This window comes from Streptomyces sp. NBC_00572, assembly GCF_026341815.1.
GTDB lineage: Bacteria > Actinomycetota > Actinomycetes > Streptomycetales > Streptomycetaceae > Streptomyces.
This window is the reverse complement of the sequence record NZ_JAPENX010000001.1, coordinates 523,771-540,011: the sequence shown is the minus strand read 5'-3', so window position 1 is coordinate 540,011 and position 16,241 is coordinate 523,771. Positions and strand designations below refer to the sequence as shown.

The window sequence follows — 16,241 nt, the reverse complement described above, 5'->3', positions numbered from 1 at the left end:
CTTGTGATGCGGGTGGGAAATAGTTGTCTCAGTCTAGGTGGGTCAGACCCCCTTGCTGACCGAGCTCATGTTGAAGTCGGGGATCCGCAGGGCGGGCATCGCGGCCCGGGTGAACCAGTCGCTCCACTCGCGCGGCAGCGTCTTCTCGGTCCGCCCCGCCTCGGAGGCCCGCGACAGCAGGTCCACCGGCGACTCGTTGAACCGGAAGTTGTTCACCTCGCCGACCACCTCGCCGTTCTCGACGAGGTAGACGCCGTCCCGGGTCAGACCGGTGAGCAGCAGCGTCGCCGGGTCGACCTCGCGGATGTACCAGAGGCAGGTGAGGAGCAGACCGCGCTCCGTCGAGGCGACCATCTCCTCCAGGGAGCGCTCGCCACCGCCGTCCAGGATCAGGTTCCCCGCTCCGGGAGCCACCGGCAAGCGTGTGAGTTCCGCCGTGTGCCGGGTGGTGATCAGACGCTCCAGCTTCCCGTCGCGCACCCAGTCCGTCGGGGCGATCGGCAGACCGTTGTCGAAGACGGAGGAGTCGTCGCCCGAGGAGTGCGCGATCACGAACGGCGCGGACTCCAGGCCGGGTTCGTTCGGGTCGCTGCGCAGGGTCAGCGGCAGCGGGGAGAGGGTCTCGCCGAGCCGGGTGCCGCCGCCGGGCTTGGAGAAGACCGTACGGCCCTCGACCGCGTCCCGGGCCGTGGAGGACCACAGCTGGTAGATCAGCAGGTCGGCCACGGCCGTCGGCGGCAGCAGCGTCTCGTACCGCCCGGCGGGCAGTTCGATCCGGCGCTCCGCCCAGCCGAGCCGGGTCGCGAGCTCGGCGTCGAGCGCGGCCGGGTCGACGTCCTTGAAGTCCCGCGTCGAGCGACCGGCCCAGGCGGAGCGCGAGCGGTCGGGGGACTTGGCGTTCAGCTCCAGGGTGCCGTTGGGCTGGTCGTGGCGGAGCCGCAGACCCGTCGACGTCCCCAGGTAGGCGGAGGTCAGCTCGTGGTTGGCGAAACCGTAGAGCTCACGCCCGCCGGCCCGCGCGCGGGCGAAGGCCTCGCCGAGCGCCGGCGCGAAGTCGGCGAACACGGCGGAGGAGGTCTCCGCGGGCGCGTCCGTGAAGTCGGGCGACGAGGGCACGTCCGTGACCAGCGGCTGGGCGTCCTCGGCCGGCCCGGCGGCGCGCGCGGCGGCCTCGGCGGCCCGCACCAGCGGCTCCAGCTCGTCGACGGTCACGGCGGACCGGGAGACGACACCGGAGGCGGTGCCCTGCGCGCCGTCGACGGTCGCGATGACCGTGAGCGTACGGCCGCGGGTGACGCCGTTGGTGGTGAGCGCGTTGCCCGCCCAGCGCAGGTTCGCCGAGGACTCCTCGTCGGCGATGACGACACACCCGTCGGCCCGGGACAGTTCAAGAGCCCGCTCGACGATCTCGTACGGCTTGCTGACGCGGCTCATCGCCCGGCCTCCTGCGTCGTGTTCAGAATGTTGACGCCCCGGAAGAGGGCGGAGGGGCAGCCGTGGGAGACCGCGGCGACCTGGCCCGGCTGGGCCTTGCCGCAGTTGAAGGCGCCGCCGAGGACGTACGTCTGCGGGCCGCCGACCTGCTCCATCGAGCCCCAGAAGTCGGTGGTCGTCGCCTGGTAGGCCACGTCCCGCAGCTGCCCGGCGAGCCGCCCGTTCTCGATGCGGAAGAAGCGTTGGCCGGTGAACTGGAAGTTGTAGCGCTGCATGTCGATCGACCAGGACCGGTCACCGACCACGTAGATGCCGCGCTCCACACCCCCGATCAGGTCCTCGGTCGACAGACCGCCCGGGTCCGGCTGCAGCGAGACGTTCGCCATCCGCTGCACCGGCACGTGCGCGGGGGAGTCGGCGAAGGCGCAGCCGTTCGACCGGCCGAGGCCGGTGAGCTTCGCGATCCGCCGGTCCAGCTGGTAGCCGACGAGCGTGCCGTCCTTCACCAGGTCCCAGCTCTGCGCCTCGACGCCCTCGTCGTCGAACCCGACCGTCGCGAGCCCGTGCTCGGCGGTCCGGTCACCCGTCACGTTCATGATCGAGGAGCCGTACGCCAGCTTGCCCAGCTGGTCGAAGGTCGCGAAGGAGGTGCCCGCGTACGCCGCCTCGTAGCCGAGCGCCCGGTCCAGCTCGGTCGCGTGCCCGATCGACTCGTGGATCGTCAGCCAGAGGTTCGACGGGTCGACGACCAGGTCGTACCGGCCCGCCTCGACGCTCGGCGCCCGCATCTTCTCGGCGAGCAGCGCCGGGATCTCGTCCAGCTCCTTGTCCCAGTCCCAGCCGGTGCCCGTCAGGTACTCCCAGCCCCGCCCGACCGGCGGCGCGATCGTCCGCATCGAGTCGAACTCACCGGTCGTTTCGTCGACGGCGACCGCGGTGAGCTGCGGGTGCAGCCGGACCCGCTGCTGGGTGGTCACGGTGCCGGCCGTGTCCGCGTAGAACTTGTTCTCGTGGACGGTGAGCAGCGAGGCGTCCACATGCGCCACGCCCTCCGCCCGCAGCAGCCGGGAACTCCAGTCGGCGAGCAGCGCGCTCTTCTCCTCGCCGGGAATCGAGAAGGGGTCGATCTCGTACGAGGAGACCCAGGTGCGCTCCTCGTGCACCGGCTCCGCCGCGAGCTCCACGCGTTCGTCGGACCCGGCCGCCGCGATCACCTTCGCCGACAGCTTGGCCATGGCCACGGCCTGCCCGGCGACCCGCGCGGCCCCGTCCATGGTCAGGTCGACCCCGGAGGCGAAGCCCCAGGACCCGCCGTGCACCACCCGCACCGCATAGCCGAGGTCGGTGGTGTCGGAAGAGCCGGACGGTTTGGCGTCGCGCAGCCGCCAGGAGGCGCTGCGCACCCGCTCCAGGCGGAAGTCCGCGTGCTCGGCACCGAGCGCGCGCGCTCGGGCGAGTGCGGCGTCGGCGAGCGCCCGCAGGGGCAGCGCGACGAACGAAGGGTCGATCTGATGGACCACGAGCGGCCTCGCTCTCGGTGATCGGAAGGCGGCGGTTGATCTGCCCCGGAAGTCAATCACGGGACGGGCACCGTGGTCGGCGCATTCCCCACGTCGCCCCCCTGAGCTGTAGGGACCCGACAGTGACACCCGGGCGCCACTGTCGGAGGTCGATTCCTCATGTCGGGGGCGATACCGATAGGTTTTCGGCTACCAGACCGCTATCGAAAGGGTGATCCGTTGAGCCGCTCGGTTCTCGTCACCGGAGGAAACCGGGGCATCGGCCTCGCCATCGCCCGCGCGTTCGCCGAGGCCGGCGACAAGGTCGCGATCACGTACCGCTCCGGCGAGCCGCCGGCCGCCCTCACCGAATTGGGCTGCCTGCCCGTCCGGTGCGACATCACCGACGCCGAGCAGGTGGAGCAGGCGTACAAGGAGATCGAGGAGAAGCACGGTCCGGTGGAGGTCCTCGTGGCCAACGCCGGCGTGACGAAGGACCAGCTCCTCATGCGCATGTCCGAGGAGGACTTCACCTCCGTCGTCGACACCAACCTCACCGGCACCTTCCGGGTCGTCAAGCGTGCCAACCGCGGGATGCTGCGCGCCAAGAAGGGCCGCGTCGTCCTGATCTCCTCGGTCGTCGGTCTGCTGGGTTCCGCCGGCCAGGCCAACTACGCCGCCTCCAAGGCCGGTCTGGTGGGCTTCGCCCGCTCCCTCGCGCGCGAGCTGGGCTCCCGCAACATCACCTTCAACGTCGTCGCCCCCGGTTTCGTCGACACCGACATGACCGCGGTGCTCACCGACGAGCAGCGCGCGGGCATCGTGTCCCAGGTTCCGCTGGGCCGGTACGCCCAGCCGGAGGAGATCGCCGCCGCGGTGAAGTTCCTCGCCTCGGACGACGCCGCGTACATCACTGGAGCCGTCATCCCGGTTGACGGCGGATTGGGCATGGGTCACTGATCACCATGAGCGGAATTCTCGAGGGCAAGCGCATCCTCATCACCGGTGTGCTGATGGAGTCCTCCATCGCCTTCCACGCCGCGAAGCTGGCCCAGGAGCAGGGTGCGGAGATCATCCTCACCGCGTGGCCGCGGCCGACGCTGACCGAGCGCATCGCCAAGAAGCTGCCCCACCCCGAAAAGGTCAAGGTCCTGGAGCTCGACGTCTCAAACGACGAGCACCTCGCCCGCCTGGAGGGCCAGGTCCGTGAGCACCTGGGCGACCGTCTCGACGGCATCGTGCACTCCATCGGCTTCGCCCCGCAGGACGCGCTCGGCGGCAACTTCCTCAACACGCCGTTCGAGTCCGTGGCCACCGCCATGCACGTCTCCGCCTTCTCCCTGAAGTCGCTGACGATGGCGCTGCTGCCGCTGATGAGCGAGGGCGGCTCGGTCGTCGGCCTCACCTTCGACGCGAAGTTCGCCTGGCCGCAGTACGACTGGATGGGCCCGGCCAAGGCCGCCCTGGAGGCCACCAGCCGCTACATGGCGCGTGACCTGGGCAAGCAGAACATCCGCTGCAACCTGATCTCGGCGGGCCCGCTCGGCTCGATGGCCGCCAAGTCCATCCCGGGCTTCGGCGAGCTGGCGTCCGTGTGGGACAGCCGCTCCCCGCTGGAGTGGGAGCTCTCGGACCCGGAGCCGGCCGGCCGCGGCATCGTCGCGCTGCTCTCGGACTGGTTCCCGAAGACCACGGGCGAGATCATCCACGTGGACGGCGGCCTGCACGCCATCGGCGCGTAACCGCTTCCCGCCGGGAGCATCAGGGCCGTGTGCCCGCCCCTGAGGGGGCGGCACACGGCCCTCGCCGTTCCGCAACTCCTGCCCGACTCGAAAAGTCGAGCGAACCACCCCAAACTGGGGCAGAGCGTGATGCTTCTGCTGCTGATGGGGAGGAGGTACGGGCATGCGCGCGATACGCAACGGGTTCGGCGCGTTCGCCTCCGTCGCCGTACTGCTCACCGGGATAGCCGTCGCGGCCGAGGTGCGGGCCGCGCCCGCGCCGGCCGAGGAACTCCCCGTCACCGCCCCGGCGGCCGAGGAGCCGGAGAACTTCGGTGCCTCCTGCCGCACCGTCGTCGAGGGCTCCAGCGTCACCGCCCACTGCCAGAACCCCTACCCCCGCACCGACCGGGTCCGCCTCCACGTCGAGTGCGAGCGCTGGTGGGACATCGACTCCGACAGCGCCCCCGTGGACGTCGGCCCCGCCGACTACGGCAAGGTCACCGGCCGCTGCTGGAAGGAGGTCAGGTCCGCCTGGATCACTCACCAGCCGGCGGACCAGGCTCCCGCCCCGACTCCGGTCCGGGGCTCCTGAGGCACATGTAGGGATAGCCGGCCGCTTCCGCACCGGCCCGCTCGGCGTCGCCGTCCCGGATCGCGTCCACGAGCCGCGCGTGGTCCATGTGGTTCTCCGGTCGCAGCTCCTGCCCCACGTCGCCGCGGAGCCAGTCCCGCAGCAGATCGCCCAGGTCCGCGTAGAGCTCGGTGAGGACCTCGTTGCCCGAGGCGGCGACGACCGCGTGGTGGAAGGTCGCGTCGGCGCTCACGAACCGCTCCGCGTCACCGGACTCCCACGCCTCCTCACGTCGTACGAGCAGGGTGTCCAGCTGCTTCAGGTCCCGCTCGGTGCGCCGCTCCGCCGCGAGCCGCGCCGCGGAGGACTCCAGGGTCGAGCGCAGCTCGGCGACGTGCCGGGGGTCGGAGCCGGCGAAGCGCCGGTGCATGACGCCCGCGAGCTCGCTGGTGGCGATGACGTACGTCCCGGAGCCCTGGCGGATGTCGAGCAGTCCGTTGTGCGCGAGCGCCCGCACCGCCTCGCGCACGGTGTTGCGGGCCACTCCCAGCTGCTCGACCAGCTCGGGTTCGGTGGGGATGCGCGAACCCACCGGCCACTCGCCGGAGGTGATCTGGTTCCGCAGCTCGGCGATCACCTGATCGGAGAGACCTGCGCGCCGGGGGTGGCCGAGGGCCATGGAGCACCTTCCCATTCGTTCGAGTCGCTCACGTCGTTCACGTCGCTCACGTCGAGTCGCTCACGTCGTTCGAGATTGGACAACCAATCATCCCATGATTCTATGATGGCTCCATGCCTGACGAGCCGAAGACCCTCGACCCCGCCGCACGACCGGCGATGACCACCGCTCCGGCGGCCACCACGGGCCCGCGTGGAGCCGCCGCCGCTGATTCTCCCGCGCCGAACCGGGCGCACCGCTGGACCCTCGGCCTCGTCACCGTCGGACTCGTCCTCGCCGCGCTGAACCTGCGCCCCGCCATCACCAGCCTCGGCGCCCTCCTCGAAGAGGTCAGCGCGGACCTGCACATGAGCGGCACCGTCGCCGGCGTCCTCACCTCCGTACCCCCGCTCTGCTTCGCGATCTTCGGCATCATGGCCCCGCGCCTCGCCCGCCGCTTCGGCCCCGCCGCCGTCGTCTGCGCGGGCATGGCCGCGATCTTCGCCGGCCTGATCCTCCGGCCCTTCGCCGGCGGAACCGTCGGCTTCCTCGCCGCCAGCGCCCTCGCCCTCATGGGCATCGCCGTCAGCAACGTCCTGATGCCGGTCATCGTCAAGCGGTACTTCCCGGACCGCATCGGCAGCATGACCGGCCTCTACTCCATGGCGCTCGCCCTCGGCACCTCCGTCGCCGCGGCCGCGACCGTCCCGATGACCGCGGCCCTCGGCGGCGACTGGCGCATCGGTCTCGGAGTCTGGGCGGCCATCGCCGCACTCGCCGTGCTGCCCTGGATCCCGCTGATACGCGACCGGGACCGCGCCTCCGAGGACCGCGGCGGCAACGGGCGCGGCGCCACGACCGCCGCCACGGAGACCGCCGCCCCGCGCATCACCCGCAGCCGCACCGCCTGGGCCCTCGGCTGCTACTTCGGCCTCCAGGCCACCGGCGCCTACATCACCATGGGCTGGATGCCGCAGATCTTCCGCGACGCGGGCGTCCCCGCCTCCACCGCGGGCGTGCTCCTCGCCGTCACCATGGTCATGGGCGTCCCGCTCGCCTTCGTGATCCCCCGGCTCGCCACCCGGATGAGGAACCAGGGCCCGATCGTCGTCGCGCTCGGCCTGTGCGGCCTCGCCGGCTACACCGGCCTCTTCCTCGCCCCCGCCGCCGGAGCCTGGGTCTGGGCCGTGCTCCTCGGCATCTCCAACTGCTCCTTCCCGCTCGCCCTCACGATGATCGGCATGCGCTCGCGCACCGGCGCCGGAGTCGTCCGGCTCTCCGCCTTCGCGCAGAGCGTCGGCTACCTCATCTCCATCCCCGGCCCCCTCCTCGTCGGTGTCCTCTACCAGCACAGCGGCGGCTGGGGACTGCCGATCATCCTCATGGGCGGGCTCATGGTGCCGCAGATGATCGTCGGAACCCTGGCGGGCAGGGACCGGACGGTCGAGGACGAATCCTGAGGTGCGAGACTGTCGGCATGCCAGTTCTCGAACCCAACCCCCCGAACGGCCAGAAGAAGCTGCTCATCGTGCTCGGCGCGATGCTCGGCATCACGGTCGTCATCTCCGTCATCGCCTCGGTCGCCTCCCCGTGAGGTCCGCTCACCACGGCCCGCGGTAGGGCTAACCCCCGCATCCCCTAGGGGGCGGGTGTCAGGGTGAAGTGGGTGGATCACCGGATGGGCCGAGGAGCCCGCGATCTCTACGTTGGAGACAACAGGGAAAGCGGAGCACCCACCCACGGAGGCGGTCATGACGGCCCGTACGTACACCAGCGTCCGACCGGACACGACCGGCGTCGACACCCGGCTGCCGTGGTGGGCCCTCGTCCTTCCGGCGGCCGCTTTCGTCGCCCTCCTGCTGCTGATGACCGGGCCCGGTGGGGCCCACGCGGCGGCGGGTGACCCGGGGGTCGGAGGGGTCCTGGAGCGGATCCAGCAAACGCTCTCTCTCTGAGTCGACGTGAGCCGTTTCGTGCGAAGCTGATGACCATGAGCGTCGACACACCCCGCAGGATCGTGCTGCTCCGACACGCCAAGGCGGACTGGAACGAGGAGTCCGACCACGAGCGCCCCCTCGCCGAGCGAGGCCGCGCGGACGCCCCGGTCGCGGGCCGCAGGCTCGCCGAGACCGGCATCGGCTTCGACCTGGCCCTCTGCTCCACCGCCACCAGGACCCGCGAGACCTGGAAGCTGGCCGTGCAGGCACTGCCCGAGCGCCCCAGGACCGTGTACGAGGACCGGCTGTACGAGGCCTCGCTCGGCGAGCTGATCGCCCTGCTCAACGAGACCTCGGAGGACGTGTCCGACCTCCTGGTCATCGGCCACAACCCCGGGATGCACGCCCTCGCCGACGCCCTCGCGGGCGAGTCCGAAGGCGACGTGCTGCCCCGGATGACCCGAAGCGGCTTCCCGACCTCCGCCTTCGCCGTCCTCACGTTCAACGGCTCCTGGAAGTCCCTTGAGCACGGCGCCGGACGGCTCGTCGACTTCTGGACCCCGCACGACTGATCCGTACGGGAAAGGGCCCGGCCGTCGACTGACGGCCGGGCCCTTTCCCAGGTGGCTCAGTGCTGCAGGTCGTCCTCGCCGCCGTCCGCGGCCTCGACCTCTTCGCGGGTGATCCCCAGCAGATACAGCACGGTGTCCAGGAAGGGCACGTTCACCGCCGTGTGCGCGGCCTCGCGCACCACCGGCTTCGCGTTGAACGCCACGCCGAGACCGGCCGCGTTCAACATGTCCAGGTCGTTCGCCCCGTCGCCGATCGCCACCGTCTGCGCCAGCGGCACGCCCGCCTCCGCGGCGAACCGGCGCAGCAGCCGCGCCTTGCCCGCCCGGTCCACGATCTCGCCGGTCACCCGTCCGGTGAGCTTGCCGTCGACGATCTCCAGAGTGTTGGCGGAGGCGAAGTCCAGCCCGAGCCGGTCCTTCAGATCGTCCGTGACCTGCGTGAACCCGCCGGACACGACGCCCACCTGGTAGCCGAGCCGCTTGAGCGTCCGGATCAGGGTCCGGGCCCCGGGCGTCATCCGCACTTCGGAACGGACCTTGTCGACCACCGAGGCGTCCAGGCCGGCCAGCAGCTCCACGCGTGCGTGCAGGGACTGCTCGAAGTCCAGCTCACCGCGCATCGCCGCGGCCGTCACCTCGGCGACCTTGTCCTCGCAGCCGGCGTGGGCCGCGAAGAGCTCGATCACCTCGTCCTGGATCAGCGTCGAGTCGACGTCCATGACGACGAGCCGCTGGGCCCGCCGGTGCAGCCCGGCGGAGACCACGGCCACATCGACGCCGATGGTGTGCGCCTCGGTGGCCAGGGCGGTCCGCAACGGCTCCGTCTCGCAGCCGGAGACGGCGAACTCGACGGCCGTCACCGGATACTTCGCCAGCCGGAAGACGCGGTCGATGTTGCCACCGGACTCCGCGATCCTGGCCGCTATGGCCGCCGTCTGCTCCGCGGTGAGCGGGTTGCCCAGCACGGTGACGTGCGAGCGCCCCTCCCCTCGCGGACGGTTGTCGCCGATGCCGGAGATGATCTCGGCCTGGAGCTTCAGCGACTCGGCCCAGCTGTGCACGGTCGCACGGAGCTCGCCCTGCGAGGCGACGGTCGGCTCGGTGACGAGCGCGCACAGGACGAGCCGGCCGCGGGACACGACCTGCTCGATGTCCACGACGTCGACGGAGTAGGCGGCGAGGGTGTCGAAGAGTCCCGCGGTGATCCCGGGACGGTCCTTCCCGAAGATCTTGACGAGAAGGGTGGGAACGTCTGAGGTCTGCGATGCGCTCATGGTGCTTCCACCGTATCGGGCACCGCGTGCCACCCGACCCCCCGTCCCGCCCAGCGGACACCCGAGTGGTCGCGCCTCGTCCCCCGACTGACCCCGGAGCGGCCCCGGCGGCCCTCCGGAGCGGGACCGCGCGCTTGCACGCCGGGTCTTCACACGGCCCGACTTTCCGATACGGGACCGGGCCTGAAATAGTTCCCCAGGATGATTCGCCATCCCTGGACTCCCAGCGACGGGGGTACATCGGGGGACAAGTAGTGGGGCATGGAGTGCCAGAACTCGTACTGGAATTGAACGGCAGGACCTGGACGCTCGATCCGTCCAGGTCGTACACCCTGGGCCGTGATCCGCAGGGTGACCTGGTGATCGACGACGCCAGGGTCTCGTGGCGCCACGCCACCATCAGCTGGGGCGGCCGGAGTTGGGTCATCGAGGACCACGGCTCCACCAATGGCACGTTCCTGCAGGGGCAGCGGATCCACCAGGTGGAGATCGGCCCCGGCTCGGCGGTCCACCTCGGCAACGCCACCGACGGCCCGCGGCTGAATCTCGCCGCCGCCCCGGCCCAGCAGCACGCTCAGGCGGCCCACCAGGCGCCGGTCCATCAGGCGCCGGTCCATCAGGCCGCGGAGCAGGCCGCCCAGGCCGAGTGGGTCACCCACCAGGCCCCGCCGCCGCAGCAGAACTGGCAGCAGGCGCCGCCGCCCGTGCAGCAGGTCCCGCACCAGCAGGTCCCGCACCAGCAGGCACCCCACGGGCCCGGCTCCGCCGCGGGGGCGTCGTCGGCCTACGCCGACCGCAGCCCCACCACGTTCCACCAGCTGGCCCTCGGCCACGTCATGCGCATCGGCCGTGCCCTCGAGAACGAGCTGGTCGTCTCCGACCTCCAGGTCTCGCGGCACCACGCCGAGTTCCACGCGACGCCCGACGGACGCTTCGAGATCCGCGACCTCGGCTCGCACAACGGCACGTACGTCAACGGTCAGCCGATCACCAAGGGCGGCACCGCCCTCCTCGGCCCGCAGGACATCGTCGGTGTCGGTCACTCGACCTTCCGCCTCGTCGGCGGCCAGCTCGAGGAGTTCGTCGACACCGGCTCGGTCTCCTTCTCGGCCCGCCACCTCACGGTCACGGTCGACGGCGGCAAGCAGATCCTCAAGGACGTCTCCTTCGGCGTCCCGGAGAAGTCGCTGATCGGTGTCATCGGCCCGTCCGGTTCCGGAAAGTCCACGCTGCTCAAGGCGCTGACCGGCTACCGCCCGGCCAATGAGGGCGATGTCCTCTACGACAACCGAAGCCTCTACAAGCAGTTCGCCGAGCTGCGCCAGCGCATCGGTCTGGTCCCGCAGGACGACATCCTGCACAAGGAGCTGACCGTCCAGAAGGCGCTCCGCTACGCGGCCAAGCTCCGCTTCCCGGGCGACACCGCCACGGCCGAGCGCGAGGCCCGCATCGACGAGGTGCTGCGCGAGCTCAAGCTGGACATCCACAAGGAGAAGAAGGTCACCTCCCTCTCCGGTGGCCAGCGCAAGCGCGTCTCCGTCGCGCTCGAACTCCTCACCAAGCCCTCGCTGATCTTCCTGGACGAGCCGACCTCCGGCCTCGACCCGGGCATGGACCGCGATGTCATGCAGCTGCTCCGCGGCCTCGCCGACGACGGCCGCACGGTCCTCGTCGTCACCCACTCGGTGGCCGAGCTCGGCCTCTGCGACAAGCTGCTCGTGATGGCCCCCGGCGGCTCGGTGGCGTACTTCGGCCCGCCGGAGGAGGCGCTGAACTTCTTCGGCTACTCCACCTGGGCCGATGTCTTCTCCGCCTTCGAGAACTACCGCGACTACGACTGGGCGGGCCGCTGGAAGGGCTCGCAGCACTACCAGATGTACGCCGCGGACATCGACGCCGTCGCCGCGCAGCCCGTCCAGGTGCCGCAGCAGGCGATGTCCCGGCCGCCGAAGCCGCAGGGCTGGGGTTCCCAGCTGTGGACCCTGATCCGCCGCTACGTCTCCGTCATCGCCTCCGACAAGGGCTTCCTCGGCCTGATGGTCATCCTGCCCGCCGTCCTCGGCGCGGTCTCGGTGGTCATCCCGGCCGACTTCGGCCTGGGCTCGCCGAAGCCGCCGTCCCGCTTCAACGGCGACGCCGGCACGATCATGCTGATCCTCGCGGTCGGCATGTGCTTCAGTGGCGCGGCCAACTCGGTCCGTGAGCTGATCAAGGAGCGGGTCATCTACGAACGGGAGCGGGCCACCGGCCTGTCCCGCTCGGCGTACCTGATGTCCAAGGTCATCGTGCTCGGCGTGATCACGGCCTTCCAGGGCGTCATCATCTGCGGCATCGGCTTCTCGACCCGCGAGCTGCCCGCCGAGGGCCTGTTCATGCCGCCGGCCGTCGAGCTGTGCATCCAGGTGATCGCCCTCGGCCTCACCTCGATGATGTTCGGCCTGGTCATCTCCGCGCTCGTGAAGACCGCCGAGAAGACCATGCCCCTCCTGGTCATGTTCGCGATCATCCAGGTCGTGTTCACCGGCATCCTCTTCCAGGTGTACGGCTCGCCCGGCCTGGAGCAGTTCGCCTGGCTCATGCCCTCCCGCTGGGGCATCGCCGGCGCCGGCACCACCCTCGACCTCGGCCGCCTCATGCCGCCGTGGGACCCGAAGAACCCCACCGACACCGATCCGCTGTGGGAGCACACGGTCGGCCAGTGGAGCCTCGACCTCGGCATCCAGCTGTTCATGGCCGCCGTCTGCTGCGTCGCCGTGGCGCGGCTGCTGCGCCGCCACGAGCCCGAGGTCATGCGCAAGTAATCAGCTGGAGCACCGGTACGCCGAAGGGCGGCACCCCCTGCGCGGGGGGTGCCGCCCTTCGGCGTGGCACAGCGGACCGAGTGCGATCAGTACGCGCTGTTGACGTTGTCGATCGAGCCGTAGCGGTCGGCCGCGTAGTTGGCGGCGGCGACGATGTTGGCGACCGGGTCGTACTGGTCGAACGCGGTGCCGGGCACGTGGTAAGTCTTGAAGGTCGGGTAGATGACCTGGAGCAGACCCTTGGACGGGACGCCGTTGATGGCGTTGATGTCCCAGTTGTTGATGGCCCGCGGGTTACCGCTGGACTCGCGCATGATGTTCTTGTGCAGGCCGTTGTAGCTGCCCGGAATGTTGTGCTTGTCCATGATGAACAGCGCCTCGCGGATCCAACCGTCGAGGTTGTTCGCGAAGACCGGGGTACGGGCGACGGAACGGCTCGCGGCCGCCTTCGCCGCGGCGCGCTTCTTCGCGTCGGCCTTCGCCTTCGCCGCGGCCTTCGCCTTGGCGGCGGCCTTGGCCTGGGCGTCCGCCTTGGCCTTCGCGTCGGCCTTCGCCTTCGCCGTGGCCTTCGCCTTCGCCGTGGCCTTCGCCTTGGCGGCGGCAGCGGCCTTCGCCTTCGCGTCGGCCTCCTGCTTGGCCTTCAGGCCGATGGTGGCCTGCTGCTCGCTGATGCCGGCCGCGAGGGCCTTCGTCTGCGGGCTGGCGGCGTTGTACGACCAGGCCACCTGCTGCGTACCGGAGAGAGCCTGCGGCTCCGTCTCGGTGGACCCGTTGTCGGGGACGAGGGAGAGGGTGAGCGCAGCGGCGCCCAGAGCGGCGACGCCGGCGATCATGGCCTTGTGGGTCTTCTTGAGACCACGACTGTGGCCAGGGGTGTTCGCAGACATAACGGACTACCTCTTCGAATCGCTGGGGGTCGCTCGCCGGGATGGCGTTGCGCCTGCTTCGGCGGCGACGGGGGCAATTCTTAGCGGCAGCAAAATCCTGTGGCAAAGGTGTGACGTACGATCCCGGGTAGTGGATCAGGGGCCCGTGCACCGACCACAGAAGCGCCCTAATGTCCGGCTCACCCCACGCTGACCCCCCTTTCTGCGTCCACTAGGGGACTTCGTAAGTGACGTGGGTCCTATGCGCGGGCTCACATCGGGCACGTAACGAACTGACCATGGGTTGCGTGAGCAATGCGCACGGTAAGTCCCTTCCTCCTGAAGGAGGACAGGGGCCTGCGGGCACTACGACCTAGGTCCCCGGTCCCCCTCCTTCGCGGTCTTCGGACGGATACGGACCGTCACGACCCGCCGGTACGGTGAACACATGAGCCATCGACCGAGCTCCGGCCTCGCCGCCGTGAGCACCGCCCTCCTGGCGATGAGCCGCCGCCTGGAGGTCCGCGACGTCCTCAAGACGATCGTCGCCTCCGCCCGCGAGCTGCTCGACGCCGAGTACGCCGCCCTGGGCGTCCCCGACGACCACGGCGGCTTCTCCCAGTTCGTGGTCGACGGCGTCAGCGACGAGCAGTGGAAGGCGATCGGCCCGCTGCCCCGGCAGCACGGCATCCTCGCCGCGATGCTCCACAAGGCCGAACCCGAGCGGCTGGCCGACGTCCGCGAGGACCCCCGCTTCGGCGGCTGGCCGGACGCCCACCCCGAGATGTCCGACTTCCTCGGCCTGCCCGTCAGGGACGGCGACGAGATCCTGGGCGCCCTCTTCCTCGCCAACAAGCGCTGCCCCAAGGAGACGGGAAGCTGCGGCTTCACCGCCGAGGACGAGGAACTCCTCTCGATCCTGGCCCAGCACGCGGCCATCGCCCTCACCAACGCCCGTCTGTACGAGCGCAGCCGCGAGCTGACCATCGCCGAGGAGCGCTCCCGCCTCGCCCACGAGCTGCACGACGCCGTCAGCCAGAAGCTCTTCTCGCTCCGGCTGACCGCCCAGGCCGCCGCCGCGCTCGTCGACCGCGACCCCGCCCGCGCCAAGGGCGAACTCCAGCAGGTCGCCGCGCTCGCCGCCGAGGCCGCCGACGAGCTGCGCGCCGCCGTCGTCGAGCTCCGGCCCGCCGCCCTCGACGAGGACGGCCTCGTCCACACCCTCCGTACCCACATCCAGGTCCTGGACCGCGCCCACACCGCCCGGGTCACCTTCGAGAGCCCCGGGACGCGCGCGCTGCCCGCCGCACAGGAGGAAGCCGTGCTCCGGGTCGCCCAGGAGGCCCTGCACAACGCCCTGCGGCACGCGGACGCGGAGCTCGTCAGCGTCTCCCTCACCCGCGCGGGCCAGGGCGCGCGGCTCACCGTCACCGACGACGGAAAGGGATTCGACCCGCGTACGGTCCGCAAGGCGGGGCGCCACCTCGGCCTGGTCTCCATGCGGGACCGGGCGAGCGGCGTCGGCGGATCGCTCACCGTGACCTCGACCCGTGGCGAGGGCACCACGATCGAGATGGAGGTTCCCGGTGGCTGACAAGCAGATCCGTGTCCTGCTGGTCGACGACCACCAGGTCGTCCGCAGAGGCCTGCGCACCTTTCTGGAGGTGCAGGACGACATAGAGGTGGTGGGGGAGGCCTCCGACGGCGCCGAGGGCGTCGCAAGGGCCGAGGAGCTCCGCCCCGACGTGGTCCTCATGGACGTGAAGATGCCCGGTACGGACGGCATCGAGGCGCTGAAGCGGCTCCGCGAGCTCGACAACCCCGCGAAGGTCCTCGTCGTCACCAGCTTCACCGAGCAGCGGACGGTGGTCCCCGCGCTCCGCGCCGGCGCCTCCGGATACGTCTACAAGGACATCGACCCCGACGCGCTCGCGGGCGCGATCCGCTCCGTCCACGCGGGGCACGTCCTGCTCCAGCCCGAGGTCGCGGGCGCGCTCCTCGCCCAAGACGACTCCCACGGCGGTACGGGACGCGGCTCGACCCTCACGGAGCGGGAGCGCGAGGTGCTCGGCCTGATCGCGGACGGCCGGTCCAACCGGGAGATCGCCCGCGCGCTCGTCCTCTCCGAGAAGACGGTCAAGACGCACGTCTCGAACATCCTCATGAAGCTCGACCTGGCGGACCGCACCCAGGCGGCCCTCTGGGCGGTCCGGCACGGCCTCACCAACTGACACGCGCCCCCCCGCGCGCCGGGCGCACGACCGTTCAGTCCTTCATACCGTCGTGTGTATGTCCCCCGTTCGGCGCAACCTGCCGGGGGGTGCGGCGTTCTCCATGGCGTGCTGCGGCTGACCGGCCGCAGCGATGACCAGGAGGATGTACCAAGTGAAGAACCTCAAGAAGGCCGCTGCCCTCACCATGGTCGCCGGTGGCATCGTCGCCGCCGGCGCGGGTGTCGCCTCCGCCCACGGCGCCGAGGCCACGGGCAAGGCCGTCGAGTCCCCGGGCGTCGCGTCCGGCAACCTGGTGCAGGTCCCGGTCCACGTCCCCGTGAACGTCTCCGGCAACACGGTCAACGTGATCGGCCTGCTCAACCCGGCCTTCGGCAACCACGCCCTCAACGGCTGACCGCCGCGAAAACCAACCGGCCCCCGGACGATCCCCCGGGGGCCGGTCCCCTTTTCCGGCCGCGTTCCTCGCACCGTTCGGCGCGGGGGCGCCTCCCGGGCTTCGGTCCGCTGCGCCGGACTCCGTCCGCCGGCCGGGTGGTGACGGGTGTTGCCTGGGGTTCAGAAGCCCCGCTCCCGCTCCCTCTCCTCCACATAAGCGTTGGCACCCCTCTCGACGCGTTCCTCGCACCGTTCGGCGCGGGGCGCCTCCCGGGCTTCGGTCCGCTGCGCCGGAC

The 16,241-nt window shown here is 70.8% G+C and carries 16 protein-coding genes; 11 read left to right on the top strand and 5 right to left on the bottom strand.

Annotation, left to right across the window (positions count from 1 at the left end; all coding sequences use genetic code 11):
* Positions 1-42: 42 nt before the first annotated feature.
* Positions 43-1,434 carry a metallopeptidase TldD-related protein gene (locus OG514_RS02515; RefSeq protein WP_266890358.1) on the bottom strand — a complete coding sequence of 464 codons (1,392 nt, stop codon included), beginning with the start codon at positions 1,432-1,434 and terminating at the stop codon, positions 43-45.
* The gene (locus OG514_RS02510) at positions 1,431-2,954 is read right to left on the bottom strand and encodes a TldD/PmbA family protein (protein WP_266890356.1); all 1,524 of its coding nucleotides are present in this window, start codon (positions 2,952-2,954) and stop codon (positions 1,431-1,433) included. The genes OG514_RS02515 and OG514_RS02510 overlap by 4 nt, the downstream gene beginning before the upstream one ends.
* 219 nt (positions 2,955-3,173) lie before the next feature.
* Between OG514_RS02510 and fabG the strand changes: the two genes are divergently transcribed.
* The 3 genes from fabG to OG514_RS02495 all read left to right on the top strand — a co-directional run bounded on the left by fabG (position 3,174) and on the right by OG514_RS02495 (position 5,249).
* Positions 3,174-3,893 carry a 3-oxoacyl-[acyl-carrier-protein] reductase gene (gene fabG / locus OG514_RS02505; protein ID WP_266890354.1) on the top strand — a complete coding sequence of 240 codons (720 nt, stop codon included), beginning with the start codon at positions 3,174-3,176 and terminating at the stop codon, positions 3,891-3,893.
* A 5-nt stretch (positions 3,894-3,898) separates the two neighbouring features.
* On the top strand, positions 3,899-4,675 hold the full coding sequence (gene fabI, locus OG514_RS02500; RefSeq protein WP_266890352.1) for an enoyl-ACP reductase FabI: 777 nt from the start codon (positions 3,899-3,901) through the stop codon (positions 4,673-4,675).
* Between the two features lie 163 nt (positions 4,676-4,838).
* Positions 4,839-5,249, top strand: a complete 411-nt coding sequence (locus OG514_RS02495; protein WP_266890350.1) for a hypothetical protein — start codon at positions 4,839-4,841, stop codon at positions 5,247-5,249.
* On the opposite strand, the gene OG514_RS02490 is transcribed toward OG514_RS02495, so the two are convergent.
* Positions 5,194-5,907 (bottom strand): FadR/GntR family transcriptional regulator, encoded by a 714-nt coding sequence (locus tag OG514_RS02490; RefSeq protein ID WP_266890348.1) that lies wholly within the window; start codon positions 5,905-5,907, stop codon positions 5,194-5,196. The two genes, OG514_RS02495 and OG514_RS02490, sit on opposite strands and share 56 nt — an antisense overlap.
* Before the next feature lie 113 nt (positions 5,908-6,020).
* Between OG514_RS02490 and OG514_RS02485 the strand changes: the two genes are divergently transcribed.
* The 4 genes from OG514_RS02485 to OG514_RS02470 all read left to right on the top strand — a co-directional run bounded on the left by OG514_RS02485 (position 6,021) and on the right by OG514_RS02470 (position 8,395).
* On the top strand, positions 6,021-7,346 hold the full coding sequence (locus tag OG514_RS02485) for an MFS transporter (RefSeq protein ID WP_266890346.1): 1,326 nt from the start codon (positions 6,021-6,023) through the stop codon (positions 7,344-7,346).
* 17 nt (positions 7,347-7,363) lie between these two features.
* A complete protein-coding gene (locus tag OG514_RS02480; protein ID WP_266890344.1) occupies positions 7,364-7,480 on the top strand; it encodes an SGM_5486 family transporter-associated protein in 117 nt (38 codons plus the stop codon).
* A 157-nt stretch (positions 7,481-7,637) separates the two neighbouring features.
* Positions 7,638-7,841, top strand: a complete 204-nt coding sequence (locus OG514_RS02475) for a hypothetical protein (protein WP_266890342.1) — start codon at positions 7,638-7,640, stop codon at positions 7,839-7,841.
* A gap of 35 nt (positions 7,842-7,876) precedes the next feature.
* Positions 7,877-8,395, top strand: coding sequence for a histidine phosphatase family protein (locus OG514_RS02470; RefSeq protein ID WP_266890340.1), 519 nt, complete (start codon positions 7,877-7,879; stop codon positions 8,393-8,395).
* Between the two features lie 56 nt (positions 8,396-8,451).
* Here the strand turns inward: OG514_RS02470 and serB are convergent, their stop codons facing one another.
* Positions 8,452-9,669, bottom strand: coding sequence for a phosphoserine phosphatase SerB (gene serB / locus OG514_RS02465; protein ID WP_266890338.1), 1,218 nt, complete (start codon positions 9,667-9,669; stop codon positions 8,452-8,454).
* 254 nt (positions 9,670-9,923) lie between these two features.
* On the opposite strand from serB, the gene OG514_RS02460 reads away from it, so the two are divergent.
* Complete coding sequence (locus OG514_RS02460; RefSeq protein WP_266890336.1) at positions 9,924-12,470, top strand: FHA domain-containing protein; 2,547 nt, start codon at positions 9,924-9,926, stop codon at positions 12,468-12,470.
* A gap of 86 nt (positions 12,471-12,556) precedes the next feature.
* Here the strand turns inward: OG514_RS02460 and OG514_RS02455 are convergent, their stop codons facing one another.
* Entirely contained in the window at positions 12,557-13,357 is an 801-nt protein-coding gene (locus OG514_RS02455) for a transglycosylase SLT domain-containing protein (RefSeq protein WP_266890334.1), read from the bottom strand.
* 427 nt (positions 13,358-13,784) lie between these two features.
* Here OG514_RS02455 and OG514_RS02450 point away from each other — a divergent pair, with 427 nt between their 5' ends.
* The 3 genes from OG514_RS02450 to OG514_RS02440 all read left to right on the top strand — a co-directional run bounded on the left by OG514_RS02450 (position 13,785) and on the right by OG514_RS02440 (position 15,964).
* The gene (locus OG514_RS02450) at positions 13,785-14,930 is read left to right on the top strand and encodes a GAF domain-containing sensor histidine kinase (RefSeq protein WP_266890332.1); all 1,146 of its coding nucleotides are present in this window, start codon (positions 13,785-13,787) and stop codon (positions 14,928-14,930) included.
* A complete protein-coding gene (locus OG514_RS02445; RefSeq protein WP_266890330.1) occupies positions 14,923-15,567 on the top strand; it encodes a response regulator transcription factor in 645 nt (214 codons plus the stop codon). The genes OG514_RS02450 and OG514_RS02445 overlap by 8 nt, the downstream gene beginning before the upstream one ends.
* Positions 15,568-15,721: 154 nt before the next feature.
* Complete coding sequence (locus OG514_RS02440) at positions 15,722-15,964, top strand: chaplin (protein WP_187624121.1); 243 nt, start codon at positions 15,722-15,724, stop codon at positions 15,962-15,964.
* Positions 15,965-16,241 lie beyond the last annotated feature (277 nt).